This is a genomic window from Streptomyces toyocaensis (genome assembly GCF_000725125.1).
Lineage (GTDB): Bacteria > Actinomycetota > Actinomycetes > Streptomycetales > Streptomycetaceae > Streptomyces > Streptomyces toyocaensis.
Genome location: NZ_JFCB01000022.1, coordinates 61,479 through 78,804 on the forward strand (window position 1 = coordinate 61,479; position 17,326 = coordinate 78,804).

General features: G+C 70.5%; 12 protein-coding genes and 1 pseudogene. 10 read left to right on the forward strand and 3 right to left on the reverse strand.

Annotated elements, in window-relative coordinates; all coding sequences use genetic code 11:
• Positions 1-89 precede the first annotated feature (89 nt).
• From BU52_RS22225 to BU52_RS22250, 6 genes and pseudogenes are all read left to right on the forward strand, one after another.
• Positions 90-2,210 (forward strand): M4 family metallopeptidase, encoded by a 2,121-nt coding sequence (locus tag BU52_RS22225; RefSeq protein WP_167343533.1) that lies wholly within the window; start codon positions 90-92, stop codon positions 2,208-2,210.
• Between the two features lie 56 nt (positions 2,211-2,266).
• Entirely contained in the window at positions 2,267-3,838 is a 1,572-nt protein-coding gene (locus BU52_RS34930; RefSeq protein WP_063830022.1) for a M20/M25/M40 family metallo-hydrolase, read from the forward strand.
• Positions 3,839-3,938: 100 nt separating this feature from the next.
• Positions 3,939-5,801, forward strand: coding sequence for a S8 family peptidase (locus BU52_RS22235; RefSeq protein WP_063830023.1), 1,863 nt, complete (start codon positions 3,939-3,941; stop codon positions 5,799-5,801).
• Between the two features lie 217 nt (positions 5,802-6,018).
• A pseudogene (locus tag BU52_RS22240) lies at positions 6,019-7,326 on the forward strand (M14 family metallopeptidase); the annotation flags it as partial.
• A gap of 936 nt (positions 7,327-8,262) precedes the next feature.
• Positions 8,263-8,625, forward strand: a complete 363-nt coding sequence (locus tag BU52_RS22245) for a LamG-like jellyroll fold domain-containing protein (RefSeq protein WP_268747623.1) — start codon at positions 8,263-8,265, stop codon at positions 8,623-8,625.
• Positions 8,626-9,075: 450 nt separating this feature from the next.
• Positions 9,076-10,569 carry a CehA/McbA family metallohydrolase domain-containing protein gene (locus BU52_RS22250; RefSeq protein ID WP_037937140.1) on the forward strand — a complete coding sequence of 498 codons (1,494 nt, stop codon included), beginning with the start codon at positions 9,076-9,078 and terminating at the stop codon, positions 10,567-10,569.
• A gap of 200 nt (positions 10,570-10,769) precedes the next feature.
• Here BU52_RS22250 and BU52_RS22255 read toward each other — a convergent pair whose 3' ends face one another.
• The 3 genes from BU52_RS22255 to BU52_RS22265 form a co-directional block, all read right to left on the reverse strand.
• Positions 10,770-11,546 (reverse strand): hypothetical protein, encoded by a 777-nt coding sequence (locus BU52_RS22255; RefSeq protein ID WP_037937142.1) that lies wholly within the window; start codon positions 11,544-11,546, stop codon positions 10,770-10,772.
• Entirely contained in the window at positions 11,533-12,051 is a 519-nt protein-coding gene (locus BU52_RS22260) for a SigE family RNA polymerase sigma factor (protein ID WP_037937145.1), read from the reverse strand. The genes BU52_RS22255 and BU52_RS22260 overlap by 14 nt, the downstream gene beginning before the upstream one ends.
• Positions 12,052-12,194: 143 nt before the next feature.
• Positions 12,195-12,710, reverse strand: coding sequence for a SigE family RNA polymerase sigma factor (locus tag BU52_RS22265; protein WP_037937147.1), 516 nt, complete (start codon positions 12,708-12,710; stop codon positions 12,195-12,197).
• Between the two features lie 330 nt (positions 12,711-13,040).
• Here BU52_RS22265 and BU52_RS22270 point away from each other — a divergent pair, with 330 nt between their 5' ends.
• The 4 genes from BU52_RS22270 to BU52_RS22285 are packed head-to-tail and all read left to right on the forward strand — an operon-like array spanning position 13,041 to position 17,306.
• Positions 13,041-13,925 carry a hypothetical protein gene (locus BU52_RS22270; protein ID WP_051858502.1) on the forward strand — a complete coding sequence of 295 codons (885 nt, stop codon included), beginning with the start codon at positions 13,041-13,043 and terminating at the stop codon, positions 13,923-13,925.
• Positions 13,922-15,331 carry a peptidoglycan-binding protein gene (locus BU52_RS22275; protein WP_051858503.1) on the forward strand — a complete coding sequence of 470 codons (1,410 nt, stop codon included), beginning with the start codon at positions 13,922-13,924 and terminating at the stop codon, positions 15,329-15,331. The genes BU52_RS22270 and BU52_RS22275 overlap by 4 nt, the downstream gene beginning before the upstream one ends.
• Complete coding sequence (locus tag BU52_RS22280; protein ID WP_235216400.1) at positions 15,328-16,053, forward strand: ABC transporter ATP-binding protein; 726 nt, start codon at positions 15,328-15,330, stop codon at positions 16,051-16,053. The genes BU52_RS22275 and BU52_RS22280 overlap by 4 nt, the downstream gene beginning before the upstream one ends.
• A complete protein-coding gene (locus BU52_RS22285) occupies positions 16,050-17,306 on the forward strand; it encodes an ABC transporter permease (protein WP_078903389.1) in 1,257 nt (418 codons plus the stop codon). The genes BU52_RS22280 and BU52_RS22285 overlap by 4 nt, the downstream gene beginning before the upstream one ends.
• Positions 17,307-17,326: the final 20 nt, after the last annotated feature.

A 17,326-nucleotide genomic window follows, 5' to 3' on the forward strand; every position in this document is an offset into this window, starting at 1 on the left:
CCCAGCGTCGGTTCGGCCCTGCGGCCGGACGTCGGTCTGCGGACAAGGACGGGCTCATGCGAAGACTGGGACTGCTTGGCGTAATTGTCATGCTCATAGCAATCATGCCGGGCCCGGCACCGTACGCGGCGCAGACAGCGCCCGGCGGCCGGAGCGGCGAGATGCTCACGCATCTGGCAGCCGGACGGGACGGTGAGAGGCTGATCCGCGTCGGCACCACCGCGGGTCCGCGTGGGCTGACCTACCACGCCTACCAGCGGACCTATCGGGAATTACCCGTGGTGGGCGGCGACTTCGTGGCCGTTACCGACGCCTCCGGCAACCTGATGGGCACCCCCCTGCACGGCAGGCCACCCATCGACGTCGACGTCACTCCGTACCTCACACCCCGCCGGGCGGCGGCCGCCGCCCATACGCGCATGCCGGATGCCGGCAGCGTCAGCGAGACCCGTCTGGTGGTGTTCGCCCCGGGAACGGAACAGCGTCTGGCCTACGAGGTGGTGCTGACCGGCACTTCCCGCAACGGCAGACCGAGCCGGCTGCACGTGATCGTGGACGCCCGCTCCGGTGCCATACCCGTGACATGGGACGAGGTGCTCGACGGCAGCGGCAACGGCTACTACTACGACGACACGGTGATCGACACCCGCCGTACGAGCTCCGGATACGCGATGTCCGATCCCGACCGTCGCGGCCTGTTCTGCGGTATCCAGGGCAACGGCGCCGTCACGGGTCCGGACGACTCCTGGGGGAACGGGAGCGGCACCGACCTCGAGACCGCCTGCGCGGACGCCTACTACGCGGCGCAGCAGGAGTGGAACATGCTCCGCGACTGGCTCGAACGGGACGGATTCGACGGCGCCGGTGGCGCTTTCCCCCTGTTCGTGGGCCTGAACGCGGTCAACGCCTACTGGAACGGCCACACAGTCAACATCGGCCACACCAAGGACAGTCAGCGGCAGCTCACCGAACTCGATGTCGTGGCACACGAATTCGGACATTCCGTCTTCCAGTACACCCCGGGAGGCTTCGACGGCTACACGGAGACGTACGCGTTGAACGAGGCCACGGGCGACATCTTCGGCGCTCTCACCGAGCACTACGCGAACCACCCCTCCGACGAGCCGGACTACGTGTACGCGGAGGAGGCGGACGCCCTGGGACGCGGCCCGGAGCGCGTGATGTACGACCCCTCGGCGGGGCCCCGTGACGAGCCGAACTGCTGGTCGCCACAGATTCCCGACACCGAGGTGCACGACGCCGCGGGACCCGCCAACCACTGGTTCTACCTGGTCGCCGAGGGATCAGACCCCGGTGGCGACAAGCCGTCCAGCCCCATCTGCGCCGGTGGACCGGACAGCGTGACGGGCCTGGGTATCCGCACCGCGGGCCGGATATGGATGACCGCGCTGCTGCAGAAGACGTCCTTCTGGGAGTACGCCGACGCCCGAGTGGCGACCCTGAACGCCGTGACGCAGCTGTACCCCGGTGACTGCGCCCGTTTCGACACGGTCAGGGCCGCCTGGGACGCCGTGTCGGTGCCCGCACAGGCTGCCGAGCCCGGCCGCCCCGGCACCTGCGGGGAGCCGGCGGACTCCTTTTCCCTGGACGTGGTGCCGGGGACGGCCGAGACCGATGCGGGCGGCACGGCGAGCAGCACTGTCATCACGCACACGACGGCGGGAGACCCGCAGACCGTCGGCCTCGCAGCGTCCGGCCTCCCGGTCGGCGTCACGGCGGTGTTCAACCCTCCGTCGGTCGTCTCGGGCAACTCGTCCGTACTGACGGTGTCCACCGCGAAGAGCACGCCCGCGGGGACCCACCGGATCACCGTGACCGGCACCGGCTCGGCCGGCAGCCGCACCACCACATTCGACCTGACGGTCCGGCAGTCGGCACCGGCCCCCTGCCCACGGCACGAGACCATCCGCACCGGCACCCTTCCCGCCGGCTCCACCCAGTACCAACCGGACGGCGGCTTCTTCCGCACAACCGTCTCCGGCACACACCGGGCCTGCCTGGACAGACCCGACGACACGGATCTCGCCCTCGCCCTGCAGAGGTGGAGCGGCCGGTCGTGGACGGTGGTGGCCGAGGCCACGGGAGCGGACACGACACTCACCCACTCCGGTCAGGCCGGCTACTACCGCTACCGGATCCAGGCACGGTCGGGCGGCGGCGACTACAGCCTGGGCTACGACAGTCCATGACAGGCAACCGACGAACAGCGCCCTCCCCCAACACCTTCTTCGAAAGGGCATCCTCCATGAGACAACGCCTCGTCGCACTGGCCGGCACCCTGGTCCTGGCGCTGGGCACCCTGACCGCCGCCTCCGGTACCGCCCTCGCGGGCACCGACGCGCCATCGACCGCACCGCACACCCGCACTCCGCCCGGCACGACGGCCGCGGGGGCGAACAGCCAGGCTCCGGAGATCCCGGCCGAGAACATCATGGAGCACCTGAGTGCCTTTCAGCGGATCGCCGACGCCAACGGCGGCAACCGCGCCCACGGCCGGCCCGGTTTCAAGGCCTCCGCCGACTGCGTCAAGGAGAAGCTCGACGCGGCCGGGTTCACCACCTCGCTCCAGTCCTTCACCTACCGCGGGGCCACCGGCTGGAACGTCGTCGCGGAATGGCCGCACGGCGACCCGGACGACGTGGTGTTCGCCGGCGCCCATCTGGACGGGGTGACGGCCGGTCCCGGGATCAACGACAACGGCTCGGGCTCAGCAGCCGTCCTGGAGACCGCACTCGCGGTGTCCCGGGCCGGTCTGCGGCCCGACAAGCGGCTGCGATTCGGCTGGTGGGGTGCGGAGGAACTGGGCCTGATCGGCTCCCGCCACTACGCCGACGGACTGAGCGCGGCCGAACGCGACAAGATCGACATCTATCTCAACTTCGACATGGTCGGCCAGAAGAACACCACGAGGTGGGGTGTCTACAGCCACACGCCGGCCGTGAGCACGGTCTTCAAGGAGTACTTCGCCGGCCGGGACATCGGAACGTACGACATCAGATGGGACGGAAGTTCCGACCACTCCTCCTTCACCCGCCACGACGTTCCGGTCGGCGGCATCGGATCCTCCGACGACCCGTGCTACCACTCCGCGTGCGACACCATGGACAACGTCGGCCCACGGGCCATGGGCATCGCCACCAACGCCATCGCGCACACGGTCTGGGAACTGGCCGGTGAGGGCGACGCCCCGGCGCGGGACTTCTCCGTCGAGGCGGACCCGCGGGCGGGGTCCACCGACCCGGGCGGCCGGACCACCGCCACGGTCAGGACCACGACCACCGCAGGTGATCCCCAGCAGGCCGGGCTGACCGCCACCGGCCTGCCCACCGGCACCACCGCGGTGTTCAGCCCGGACACCGTCACCACCGGCCAGAACAGCACCCTCACCGTCGCCACCACGGCCGCGACCCCGCCCGGCACCTACCCGATCACCCTCACCGCCACCGGGTCGCACACCACCCGCAGCACCACCTACACGCTCACCGTCAACGGCGGCACACCCGACGCCTGCGCGGACGCGGAGACCGTCAAGACCGGCACCTTGACCAGCGGTGCGAGCGCCTACCAACCGAACGGGTCCTACTTCCGCACCACGGTCACCGGCACCCACGAGGCCTGCCTCGACGGACCCGACAACACCGACTACGACCTCTACCTGCAGAAGTGGAACGGCTCGAGCTGGACCACCGTCGCAGGCGGAACCACACCCCAGGCCGACGAGACCCTCACCCACACCGACACCCCCGGCTACTACCGCTACCGCATCCACGCCTACTCCGGAAACGGCACCTACACCCTCGGTTACAACACCCCCTGAATCGGCCTCACCTCAATCCCCCTCACCCATGGCCGGGGCCACCCTCCGCATCAGGAGGACGCAGCCCGGCGTCATCAGAACGTCAGAAAGGAAGCCCTCCATGTCCGAATCCTCCAGACGCCGCCGGTACGGCGCCGTCACCGCGCTCGCGGCCTTACTGGTGCTCGCACCGACACCGGCCGGCGCAGCCGTCTCCCCGGAACCGGCGGCGCCGACAGGACGGATCACCGGTACCGCCGGCCCGACCGCGATATCGGGCTCCTACGTCGCCGTCTTCCGCGACGGCGCAGTCACAGCCTCGGGCACCGTGGACCGTGCGCTGCGCCTGGCCACCGAATACGGCGGCACGGTGACGAACACCTACCGCACCGCCCTGCGCGGGTTCAGCGTGCGGATGTCGGAGACGGAGGCCCGCCGCCTGGCCGCCGATCCGGCGGTCGCCTACGTGGAGCGGGACCGCAGGGCGAGCATCTCCGGCACACAGTCCCCGACGCCGTCCTGGGGCCTGGACCGCGTCGACCAGCGTGCCCTTCCGCTGGACGACTCGTACACGTACCCCAACTCCGGTGACGGAGTGCGGGCGTACATCCTCGACACCGGGGTGCGGGCCAGCCACACGGACTTCGGGGGCAGAGTCGTACCCGGCAGAGACATCGTCGACGACGACAACGATCCCAGCGACTGCCACGGACACGGCACACATGTGGCCGGGACGGTCGCCGGAACGGCCCATGGCATCGCCAAGAACGCCACCGTCGTCGGTGTGCGCATCATGAACTGCAGCGGGTCAGGGGCCTGGAGCGATGTCATCGCGGGCATCGACTGGGTCGCCTCCGACCACGACCCGGGCGAGCCGGCCGTAGCGAACATGAGCATCGGCGGTGCCACGATGCGGTCGGTCAACGACGCCGTCGCCGCGGCGGTCGCGGACGGCGTGACCTTCGTGGTGGCAGCGGGCAACGAGGACACCGACGCCTGCAGTACATCACCGGCCAGTACGCCGGAGGCCATCACCGTGGGCGCCACGGACCGCACCGACAGGCGCGCCTACTTCTCCAACTACGGCACGTGCCTGGACCTGTTCGCGCCCGGTGTGGACATCACCTCCGCCTGGCACACGAGCGACACCGCGACGAAGAGCAACAGCGGTACCTCCATGGCGGCGCCGCACGCGGCGGGGGTGGCCGCGCTGGTGACGGCCGCCAACCCGTCGTACACGCCGCAGCAGGTGCGTGACGCGATGGTCACCGACGCGACGGACGGAGTCGTGACCGACCCTGTATCCGGCTCACCGAACAAGCTGCTGCACGTAGGCAACGAGGCACCGGCAGAGGACGACTTCTCCGTGTCGCTCTCGCCGAAGGCCGGAACCACCGATCCGGGTGGATCGGTGAAGGCCACGCTGGCCACCTCCCTCGTGAAGGGTGACCCGGGGAAGATCGCCCTCAAGGCGACCGGCCTTCCGGCCGGGGCGACCGCGACGTTCGCCCCGGAGACGGTGGCGGCGGGTGAGTCCTCCGCTCTCACCCTCGCCACCACGGCCGACACGCTCCCCGGCACCTACCCGGTCACCGTCTCCGCCACCAGCACCAACGGGGACGTCACCCGTACCGCGGTCTTCACGCTGACCGTCAACGGCACCACTCCGGGCAAGTGCGAGGACGCCGAGACCGTCAGGACCGGCTCTCTGACGACCGGTTCCAGTGCCTACCAGCCGGACGGCGCCTACTTCCGCACCACCGTCACCGGCACCCACGAGGCCTGCCTCGACGGACCCGACAACTCCGACTACGACCTCTACCTGCAGAAGTGGAGCGGCTCGAGCTGGACCACCGTCGCAGGCGGAACCACACCCCAGGCCGACGAGACCCTCACCTACACAGGAAGCGCGGGCTACTACCGCTACCGCATCCACGCCTACAGCGGCAACGGCACCTACACCCTCGGCTACAACACCCCCTGAGTGCCCGACTCCCGGCCTGTTCCGAGCTGCCGTGGGCGGTGTGCCGCAGCTGCCTCCCCGGCACGCCACGGCCGGCCGGCCCGATCCACGTGAGCACGCCGGCCAGGTGAGCGACCTCTGACGGGTGCTCACCCCATGCGGGCGGGGCCGTCCCGGTTCTCGTGGGGGCACGGCCCCGCCCGCTCTCCTCATCCACCCCACTTCGCAGGAGGAACCGATGCGATGGCGCATCGCACTACTGTCCACCCTCGTCCTGGGGGCGACCGCCCTCGTCGGTCCCGTCGGCTCGGCGGCCGCCGGTCCCGCACCGGACCCCGCGGCAGCCGCCCAGGAACAGTCGGTCCAGTACCGTGTCTCGGGGGCCAAGACGCGTGCGGACCGGACCAGGATCGCCGCCACCGGCGCGGCGGTCGACTTCGTCGAACACGGAACGATCTACGTCACCGCGACCGGCGCCGAGGTCCGGAGCATCCGCCGCCTGGGGTTCACCGTCGAGCGCGTGCCACCGGCTCCGTCGGACAGGGCGACCGACGGGGCGGCGGCGGGTTTCCCGCCGGCCGACGCCGGATACCACGACTACGCGGAGACGGTGGCCGAGCTCGACCGTATCGTCGACGCGTACCCGGGCCTCGCGCAGAAGTCGGTGGTCGGCAAGTCCCACGAGGGCCGCGACATCGTCGCTCTGAAGATCTCCGACAACGTCGGCACCGACGAGGACGAACCCGAGGTGCTGTTCAACGCGAACATCCACGCCAGGGAACACCTCACCACCGAACAGGCCCTCTACCTGGCCGACCTGTTCACCTCGCGGCACGGCAGCGACACACGGGTGACGAACGTGGTCGACTCACGGGAGATCTGGATCATCCCGATGCTGAACCCCGACGGCAGCGAGTACGACCACGCCACGGGCTCCTACCGGTCGTGGCGCAAGAACCGGCAGCCCAACGCCGGCACGTCGAGCGTGGGCACGGACCTGAACCGGAACTTCGGCTACAAGTGGGGGTGCTGCAACGGATCCAGCGGTTCCCCCTCCAGCGACACCTACCGGGGCTCCGCCCCCTTCTCGGCCACCGAGACCCGGGTCCTGCGCGACTTCGTCCTGTCCCGGCGGGTCGGCGGCGAACAGCAGATCAAGGCCCATATCGACATCCATTCGTACTCGGAACTCATCCTGTGGCCCTTCGGCTACACCTACTCCGACACCGACACCGGACTGAGCGCCGACCAGGAGGCCACCTTCCGCACCATCGGGCAGCAGATGGCCGCCACCAACGGGTACACGCCGCAGCAGAGCAGCGACCTGTACATCACCGACGGTGACTCCATCGACTGGATGTGGGGCGACCAGGGCATCTGGTCGTACGTCTTCGAGATGTACCCGGCCTCCGCCTACCCGGGGTTCTACCCCCCGGACGAGGTCATCCCCGAGCAGACCGCCCGCAACAAGGAGTCGGTGCTCACCCTCGCCGAGTACGCGGACTGCCCCTACCGGGCGATCGGGAAACAGGACAAGTACTGCGCCGACGCTCCGGCGCACGACTTCTCCGTGGTGGCGGAGCCTTCGGCCGGTTCCACCGATCCCGGTGGCCGGACCACAGCCACCGTCAGGACCGCGACCACCGCGGGTGAGCCGCAACAGGCGACCTTGACCGCGGCCGGTCTGCCCGCCGGGGCCACCGCGGCCTTCGAGCCCGAGACCCTGACCACGGGTGAGAGCAGCACTCTGACCGTCACCACCACCGCCGGCACTCCGCCCGGCACCTACCCGGTCACCGTGACCGCCACCGGCGAGCACACCACCCGTACCGCCACCTACATGCTGACCGTCAACGGCACCGCTCCGGGCAAGTGCGAGGACGCCGAGACCGTCAGGACCGGCTCTCTGACGACCGGTTCCAGTGCCTACCAGCCGGACGGCGCCTACTTCCGCACCACCGTCACCGGCACCCACGAGGCCTGCCTCGACGGACCCGACAACTCCGACTACGACCTCTACCTGCAGAAGTGGAGCGGCTCGAGCTGGACCACCGTCGCAGGCGGAACCACACCCCAGGCCGACGAGACCCTCACCTACACAGGAAGCGCGGGCTACTACCGCTACCGCATCCACGCCTACAGCGGCAACGGCACCTACACCCTCGGCTACAACACCCCCTGACCGGCTGCCCCCCGGGTCGCCCCGGGGCCGGAAGCGCCCGGCCGGCTCTCCAGCCGGCCGGGCGCCTCGCTTCCGCCTCGGGACGCGCAGCCGGATCGCGCGTCCCCTCGCATCCCCCGTGGTCGCCGGGGAAGAACGCCACGCAGACGGATCCGAAGACTTACGGGCAAATGCTTGCCCGACTGTCGCGCCAGACGGTGTGGACCGGGGTCTGCGGGTGCTCCCGGGACCGCTCACGTGCGGAGGCGAGGCCTCCTGCCTGGTCGGCGGTCATCCGGGCGGCGGCCCTCACCCTGGAGCATGTCGTCCCGCGCCCGGCCGGCATCCTCCGGACCCTTACAGCGGTTCCTTCAGTTCGTCGTGTACCCGCACCGGCAGGACGCCGACCCCACGTCATGGAGCCACTCCGTGCCGGCCGGACGCTGGATGCACATCGCCGTCGTCAACGACGGCCGCCGCACGGTGATGTACGTCGACGGGTCGGAGATCGCCCGCAACCCGGCGCAGGCGTCGACCGGCATCGCCACCCTCGGCAAGCCCTTCGTCCTGGGCGCCACCCAATTCGACGAGAGGTTCGGACAGGGGTTCCACGGCTGGATGGGCGACACCCGGATCGTCGGACGGCCCCTGCCCGTCGAAGATTTCCTCACCCTCGCCGGCTGAGCCCCTCGGCGGAGGCTGCCGATGCGGTCGGCCCGGAACCCCGCCGGCAGGGCGTCCCGCCGGCCACGGCCTGTCCGGTGCGGCCGCCCGGGCGATCTCCTGAGTACCCGGCACCGCGAGCGGGTCGGGCAGGCCGACGCTCTCGGTACCGACCGCCAGGGGACACCGGCCGCTGCCCGGCGGGCGGATATGCACGCACATCGGTGCCGCCCCACTCGCGGACGGAACATTGAACCGGAGCAGGTTCCGGCTTCGGTATGCGCCGAGGAACCGGAGCAGTCCGGCCATGGGCCGGTGCGCCGGCGGCGTCGCCGCCCCGCCCCTCGCCGGGCTCCGGCAACCGACGCTTTGTTCTCCCGGTCCGGCGGGCTCCGTTCACGCCGAGTTCAGCGGGCGGCTCGAGAATCGAGCGCACCCAGCATGATCGCACACTTGAACGAAGGACTTCCGGTGAAGCACAACACCATCCAGGACGAGGCCTCCTCGGCCGTCTCCAGACGTCAGCTGGTCAAGTACGCCGGTGTGGGGGCGACGTTCGTCGCCGCGAGCCCGCTGGCGGCGGCCACGACCGCGGCCGCCGCGGAGGGCGGCCCTGCACGAGGCGGCGGCTCCCGCAGGAGGGCCTGGCGCGCCGGGGACCACCACGTGCACTCCGAGTACAGCGGCGAGTTCGACACCTCCACCACCCCGCCCACCTTCCACAAGGGCGCGGACGCGGTGTACCCGATCGTCACGAACGCGATCATGGCCAAGCACTTCGGCCTCAGCTGGGCCATGTGCACCGACCACGGCGGTCCCACACACTCGAAGGTGAACCTGGAGCTGGCCTATCCGGACCTGCTGCGCTCGCGCGTGCTGGTGCCCGAGGTCCTGCAGTTCTGGGGCATGGAGTTCGACGCCCCGGCTCTGGACCACCACACGCTGATGATCCCGCACCACGCGGACGAGGCCCAGCAGCTGTTCGAGCTGGAGAACCGCTTCGCCAAGTACGACGCGTTCCCCACCGACCCCGGCCGCAACACCGAGGCCAAGATGGTCGAGTTCCTGAAGACCGCGAAGGACATGCGGAACAAGCCGCTGGTCATTGCCCATCACGCGTCCCGCTCGGCCACCGGTCTCGGTGTCTACGGACAGGACACACCGCGCGAGTTCCGCAACGGCAACAACGTGGCGCCGGACGTCTACGTGGGCTTCGAAGGGTCGCCGGGGCACCAGGCCGGCCCGCTCGTCGACCGTGCCCGCGGCGGCTACGGCAACCACCCCACGTACGGCGGCTTCGACCAGATGACCGCGCGGGTGGGCGGTCTGTGGGACGCGCTGCTGGGCGAGGGGCGCCGCTGGTGGATCACCGCGACGTCGGACTCGCACGTGCACTGGACGCGGGGCGGTTCCGACTTCTGGCCCGGCGAGTACAGCAAGACCCATGTGTACGCCCGGCAGGACTACGCCGACATCATGGACGGGCTCCGCAACGGCCGGATCTGGGTGGGCACCGGGGACCTGATCACCGGACTCGACCTCACCGTCGCCGGCCGGCACCGCAGTGCGGCCACGAGCGAGACGCTCGTCCTCGACCGCCGTGACCGCGACCAGGTGGACATCGAGATCAGGTTCCGGCCGCTCAAGGGACGCAACGCCAACGGGGACCACCCGGAGGTCCGCCGCGTCGACCTGATCGTCGGACAGGTCACGGGCCCGGGCTCCGACCTCGACTCCGACACCAACCCCACCACGAAGGTGGTGGCACGGTTCGGCCCAAGCGACTGGCGTCGGCAGGGACACGACCAGGTCATCAGGTACACGCTGCGCGACGTCGGGACGGACCTCTACGTCCGGGTCCGCGGCACCAGCACCGACGAGGCCGAGCCGCTCGCCGACGGCCTGGAGAGCCCCTGGGACGACCTGTGGTTCTACTCCAACCCCGTCTTCGTCGAGGTGCGTTGACACCCCGCATCGGAGAGAGCCGGACCCGGTTTCCCCCTGCGGTCCGGCTCGGTGTTCCACGCGTCCCCTGAGGCCTGTCCGGGCGGTCAGGTGACTGCCAGGGGCTCAGGTCGCCGGTGTGGGCATGGCCCGCGGATGTCGCGGCGCCCACCGGTGTCCGGTGCGCGCCGCGAGGCGGCCGTCGAGTCGGCCGCGTCTGCCTACCTGTCGTAACCGCTCCGGTCCCAGCCGTCCTCGCCCCCCTCCGAGCCGGGTGCCGACGTGGCGGCGTCGTCATAGGACGCACCGATGACTATCTCTCTGACCTCGGTAAGCGTGGTGGCCGAGGCGCCGTTGAGGCAGACACGGACGCTGAAGGGGAACACCGTCTCACCGACGCCGGGCCGGAAGGAAACCAAAGCCGGGCGTGCCCACTCCTGGTCCCCTCCGAGCGCACGACAACGCTCGCCGGGCGCGGGATACGGGCTGGGTTCGACTTCCGTGTCCGTGTCGACGATCCCCCGGTCCCGCTCCTCCGAGCGGCTGAAGGAGATCACTGCCTCTCCCTCGGCGAGACGAGGCAGGGACGCGCAGGGGTAGCCGTCCCTGGCCGGCGTGCCGAGGCACGACGGCGTCGCCGTCACGGGCCTGTTGGCGACCAGGACGCCCTCGGTGTCCGGCGGGCCCGCTTGCTCACGCGCGTACCAGCCGTCGGGCACATCGAGACGGAGCGCCCCGCCCGCGAGAGCGATCCGGTGCTCCGAGGGCGGCGCGGCGACCTGACTTTGGAGCGGCTGGACGAGAGGGCTGTGAAACAGGGCGACCGCCGCAGCGCTCACCACCGTCGCCGCCAGTGCTCTGCGTCGTCGACTGCGCGTCCTCACCCGTTTGTGGACCTGGCGCATGCGGTCCGCAGGCGCCGGCAGGACCGGCACGGTTCGTTCCAGCAGCTCTCGCAACTGCCGCTCCCCCGCTTGCTGTTCGTCAGCGTCGCGCACCGTGCTCCCCGTCCTCGAGATGAGTGTGCAAGGCCGGCATGCCACGCAACGCGCGCAGAGCCTTGAGGGACTGGCTCTTGACCGTGCCGGGCCGGCAACCGAGCGTCTCGGCGGTCTCCTCGATGCTCAAGTCCTCGAAGTAGCGCAGGACGACCACCGCGCGCTGCCGGGGCGGCAAGGACCGCACCGCGACGGCGAGCGAATGCTGGAGATCGATCCCCGCGAACACGTCCTCGGTGGCGGACTCGGGTAGCTCCCCGTGCGGAACCTCGCCGCGCCAGCGCCGCCGCCACCAGGACGAGAAGGTGGTGACCAGAGCCTTGCGGGCATAGGCCTCCGGGTTGCCCTCGGCGATCCGGTGCCATGTGGGCCACAGCTTGGCCAGTACCGTTTGCACCAGGTCCTCCGCCAGGTGGGCATCGCCCGTCAGCAGCCACGCCGCGCGCAGCAGCCGCGGGCCGCGTGCCGTGACGAACTGCTCGAAGTCCGACGACGAGCCTTTCACCGACGCCCCTTCACCCTCGCGTCCGGGCTTCTCGGGACGGATTCCCCAAGCGCCTCGTGGCTGCCGCACCGTCCCGAGCCCCGGTCCGCCCGCCCCGGGCATCTCCGCTCGGCGGACGGAGAGGGTGCCGGTCACCTCACCGCTCACGCCGGCAGGCCCGCCTCGGGGCGGGCGATCAGGGACCGCAGCATCGCCACGCCTCGTGAGGCGAGCGAGGAGACGGTCCCCTGGGCGCAGTTCAGATCTTCGGCGACCTGTCTTTCCGGTAGATCACAATAGTGGCGCAGCACTACCGCTGTCCGCTGCTGCGGGGGCAACTGGGCCAGGACGGCGCCCAGCCGGAGACGGTCTTCCACCAGGCCCGCGGAGTCGGCCGTGACGGTGGGCTCCGGCAGCCTCTCCGTGGGCCGTTCGCCCTGCCAGCGTCGTCGGGCCGCTCGTGCGGCCGCACGCGTCAGTATCCGCCGGGCGTATGCCTCGGGTGCTCCGTTCGCGATCCGCGGCCAGACCAGCCACAGCTTGACGAGTGCCTCCTGCACCAGATCCTCGGCCGCGTGACGGTCGCCGCCCGCCAGCGTGTCCGCGTACCCCAGAAGCGCCGGCCGACGGGCCGTCACGAACTCGTCGAACGAGCACTCCGTCGTACTTCCCGTCCGCATGCGCTGCACCCCTCGTCTGCCGTGCCTCATCGGTTCGGGTGCGCGGCCCCCGGCCGCGCGCCTCACGCCTTGTAACGCGGTGACGAGCGGAGTACGACAGCCACGGCCGCCACAAACGTGACCGACGTCACACGTGGATCGTGCAGGGAACCGGCACGGCCAGGTCCTTTTCCTTGTGCGGTGGCGATACCGCGCCCACGGCACACTCCGTGGCGGCCCGGCCGGGCCGCCCGTCCCCGTACGGCGCCGAGCCGCCGCACGACGACTTCCTCATCGGACGGACAAGTGATCACCTTGCGTTTGCGCACTACATGGACGGTGCTCGCGGCAATGAGCGTGCTGACCCTGTCGGCATGCGGCCAGAGCGACTCCGACACGTCCTCCCGCGGCCAGGCGGGCACCGCGGCCGGGGACAGCCCGTCGGCCGCGCCGGGCGGCGCGCTCACCGTCCCCGAGGACGCCGACCCGGAGACGAAGAACCACTACCTGACCGAGAACGCCATAGCCGCCTGCATGAAGGAGCGGGGATTCAGTTACACACCGGTCGCCGAGGCTCTCACGTCACCGGGGGAGGCGGCCTCGGCGATCGACGGCGAGGACTACGCCCTGGCGAAGAAGTACCGGCAGAAGTACGGCTTCGGTCTCTACGCTCCCGCCGTCTACCCCAATGATCCGGCCCTGGCCTCCGCGGAAGTGAAGCCCGACCCCAACGACGCCTACCTCGACTCCCTTCCCGCCGCCCAGCAGAAGGCGTACAAGAAGGCGTTGGGGCAGTTGGAAGGTATCGACGACTCTGCCGCACCTCCGCGTCCCCCCAAGGACGGCTGCGTCGCGCAGGCCGAACTGAAGGTGGAAGGACCGCCCAAGTCGAAAGCCGAGCAGGAACGGGAGAACGCGCGACAGACGGAGCGGGACAAGCAGGCCGGGCAGGCCCTCAACGGCGACCCGCAACTCGTCTCCCTCGCCCAGGAGTACGCCGCCTGCCTGCGCAAGAAGGGCATCACGGTCACCACCACCCAGCCCACCGGCATCGGCGACATGGTGAAGTTCCAGGTGGGCGCCCAGGTGCTGTCGGAACCGAGCAAGGAAGAAGCGCTGCCGAAGCTCGCCCGTGAGATCGACCTCGCGCTCAAGGACCTCGAGTGCGGCAAGCAGTTCAGGGCCGCTTACTGGCCCAAGTACAAGAAGAACCCCTACGTCGGGGACAACGGATGAGGCCCCGCGAGAAGCGGCGGAGCAGCCGTACGAGGCGCCTGGGCGTGATCGTCGCCGTGGTCGCCGTCGTCGGGGCGGGCGGCTGGTTCGCCGGCACCCGTATGCAGTCACCCGCCGATGCCGCGGCCTCGCAGCAGCCGCCGAAGGCGGGGGCGGTGACCGTGCCCGTGGAGCACCGTGCACTGACCGCCACCGTGGTGGCCCAGGGCAGCCTGGAGTACGGCTCTCCGCGAAGTCTCACCCTGGCAGGGTCCGTCGGCGCGTCCCAGGAGAGCGACGAGGAAGCCGGTGCCGCCCAGCGGGTCACCAAGGCGCCGTCCGCCGGAAGCCGGCTGACGGAAGGCGATGTCCTCATGCAGGTGAACGGCAGGCCGGTGCTGGTGCTGCTCGGGCCGGTACCGATGTACCGGACCATCGGCCCCGGTTCCTCGGGGGACGACGTCAGACAACTGCAGAAGGCCCTCAACAGGCTGGGCTTCCCGACGGGCGGCGTCACCGGGACCTACGGGCAGGGCACCGCGTCCGCGGTCGGCCGTTGGTACCGGAGCAAGGGGTACACGGCGCAGGAGCCCACCAGCGCCGACCGGCAGCAACTGGGGCAACTCGAGACCGCGGTGTCCGACGCGCAGCTCGCGCTGCTCACCGCGCGGGGGGACGGCGGGAAGTCCGAGGGCGACGGTGAGTCCGGACCGGAATCGAAGGAGGTCCGGCGCCTGCAGATCAAGTCGGCCGAGAAGCAGCTTCAGCTGGCGAACTCCGCGCTGGCCTCCTTCAAGGCCGGCTACGGGACCAAGGTGCCTGCGGGAGAAGTGATCTTCCTGCCCGAGTTTCCGGTCCGGGTCGACAAGGCCAAGGTGCGCGCCGGTGACACCCCGGACGGGGAAGTCGCCGCCGTGACGAGTTCCGACGTCGTGGTGGACGCCGTGGTGCCCGGCGCGGACGCCGCTTCCCTGCGCGAAGGGACGGCGGTCCAGGTCACGACAGCGGACGGCAAGGAAGCCAAGGGTGTGCTCAGCGAAATCGGCGCACCGGGGTCGGCACCGAAGGACGCCGCGGGACACGCTGAAGCCGGTGGGGAGCCCGAGACCACCGGAGCGTCCGGCGGCGGCACGTCGGACCCTGTGCCTCTGAAGGTCACCATCCCGAAGCCCGGCCCGCTCGCCAAGGACGCGGGCGGCGCGGTGACGGTGACCATCGAGGTGGGCGACTCGAGCGGCAAGGTCCTGGCCGTGCCCGTCGCCGCGGTCCAGACCTCGGCGGGCGGGCAGGCGCGCGTACGGGTCGAGCGGGACGGAAGTGTGCGGCGTGTCGAGGTCGACCTCGGGATCTCCGCGGACGGGCTGGTCGAGGTGAAGCCGGACGGTGGCGCGCTCAAGAAGGGCGACCTCGTGGTGGTCGGCCAGTGACCGGACCCCTGGCACCCGGTGACATTCCGGACGAAGGCGACGTCATCAAGCTGATCGGTGTCCATCGCACCTTCGACTCCGATCCGCCCGTGCACGCACTGCGCGATGTGAACCTGACGGTCCGGCGAGGAGAGCACCTGTCGATCGTCGGGCCGTCGGGGTCGGGCAAGTCCACCCTGCTGAACACGCTCGGGCTGCTGGACAGCCCGAGCTCGGGGGACTACTGGCTGGACGGGGTCAGGACCGGCGCCCTCACGGACCGTCAGCGCACCGCGCTGCGCGGAAGCAGTATCGGTTTCGTCTTCCAGTCCTTCCATCTGCTTCCCTACCGGACCGTGGAAGAGAACGTCATGCTGGCGGAGATCTACCGCAGGCCCCGCCCGGGCAGAGCGCGCCGCAGCCGTGCCGAACGCGCCAGAGCGGCACTGGACCGGGTGGGGCTCTCCCACCGGCACGGTTTCCGGCCCGATCGTCTGTCCGGCGGCGAGCGCCAGCGTGTGGCCATAGCCCGGGCGCTGATGAGCGAACCGGCCCTGCTGCTGTGCGACGAACCCACCGGCAACCTCGACAGCGAGAACACGCTCTCGGTCCTGGACCTCTTCGACCAACTCGGCGCGCAGGGCATGACCCTGGTCGTGATCACCCATGACGAGGCGGTCAGCAGGCGCGCGACCAAGCGGGTGCGGATCCACGACGGGCAGCTCAGTCAGGAGTACGCATGAGGCACCGTCGCCGTGCTGTCGCCGCGGACCCGGAGAAGAAGGCCGGGCGTCCCTGGATCGCTCCGAGAGACCTGTGGACGGAAGCGGTGGCGGGCGTACTGGCCCGTCCCCTGCGGTCCGCGCTGACCACACTGGGCACCGTGCTGGGTATCGGCACGCTGGTCATCACGATCGGGGTGGCGTCGACGGCCGCCCACCAGATCGTCGGCCGGTTCAACGCGCTCACCGCGACCTCGGTCACCGTCGAGGTGCCGCCCCCGGCGTCCGACACCGTCCCGCTGGTGGACTGGGAGGGCATCGCTGCCGTGGACCGGCTGGCCGGGGTGGAATCGTCCGCCGCGCTCGCGCAGACGGACGAACTGGCCGCCGTACAGGTGCGGACCAACGACGTGGTCACGCCCGGTGGCCTGTCCGGCCAGACGCTGGCCGTCGCCGCCGCCTCGCCCTCCCTGCCGGCGGCGGTGCGAGGCGACGTCACGGCCGGCCGGTTCTACGACGGCGGCGACATCGCCCGGCACGCCCGGGTGGCGGTTCTGGGCGACCAGGCGGCTCGTCTCCTCGGCATCACGGAGGTGAACGACTCGCCCGCGGTCTTCTTCAACGGGCACTCCTTCACCGTGATCGGGATCCTCGGCGGATTCAAGCGCGAGCAGCGCCTGTCCACCTCGGTGATCCTGCCGCCCACGACAGCGAGGGACCGCCTCGGCCTGGGTACGGTGAACCGAGTCCTGATCAACACCTCCCTCGGCGCCGCGCAGCAGGTCGCCAGGCAGTCACCCGTCGCCCTGACGCCCAACAGCGCGAAGGCACTCACTGTCCTCGCCCCGCCCGATCTGTCGAAGGCACGCAAAGGGGTCCAGGGCGACGTCAACAGCCTGTTCCTGGTGCTCGGGCTGGTCTCCCTGATCGTGGGTGCCATCGGTATCGCCAACGTCACGCTGGTCACCGTGATGGAACGGGTCGGAGAGATCGGACTGCGGCGCGCCCTCGGCGCTTCGCGCCGGCAGATCGCCGGGCAGTTCCTCATGGAGTCGACGACGATCGGCCTGCTGGGCGGGGTCATCGGCGCCGCTCTGGGCACGGTCGTCGTGGTGTCCGTGTCGGCGGTCAAGGACTGGACTCCCGTACTCGACGGCCGGCTTGCCCTCGGCGCGCCGGTGGTCGGTGCGGTGGTCGGGCTGCTGGCGGGCGTGTACCCGTCGCTGCGGGCTTCCCGGATGGAACCGGTCGAGGCGTTGCGCGCCCCGTCCTGACAACGTGTCTCCATCAAGCC

Bases quoted from the DNA above. Each gene is read 5' to 3' on its own strand.
- BU52_RS22225 (WP_167343533.1), top strand. From the start codon at position 90: ATGCTCATAGCAATCATGCCGGGCCCGGCACCGTACGCGGCGCAGACA.
- BU52_RS34930 (WP_063830022.1), top strand. From the start codon at position 2,267: ATGAGACAACGCCTCGTCGCACTGGCCGGCACCCTGGTCCTGGCGCTG.
- BU52_RS22235 (WP_063830023.1), top strand. From the start codon at position 3,939: ATGTCCGAATCCTCCAGACGCCGCCGGTACGGCGCCGTCACCGCGCTC.
- BU52_RS22245 (WP_268747623.1), top strand. From the start codon at position 8,263: ATGTCGTCCCGCGCCCGGCCGGCATCCTCCGGACCCTTACAGCGGTTC.
- BU52_RS22265 (WP_037937147.1), bottom strand. From the start codon at position 12,710: ATGCGGACGGGAAGTACGACGGAGTGCTCGTTCGACGAGTTCGTGACG.
- BU52_RS22270 (WP_051858502.1), top strand. From the start codon at position 13,041: ATGAGCGTGCTGACCCTGTCGGCATGCGGCCAGAGCGACTCCGACACG.
- BU52_RS22275 (WP_051858503.1), top strand. From the start codon at position 13,922: ATGAGGCCCCGCGAGAAGCGGCGGAGCAGCCGTACGAGGCGCCTGGGC.
- BU52_RS22285 (WP_078903389.1), top strand. From the start codon at position 16,050: ATGAGGCACCGTCGCCGTGCTGTCGCCGCGGACCCGGAGAAGAAGGCC.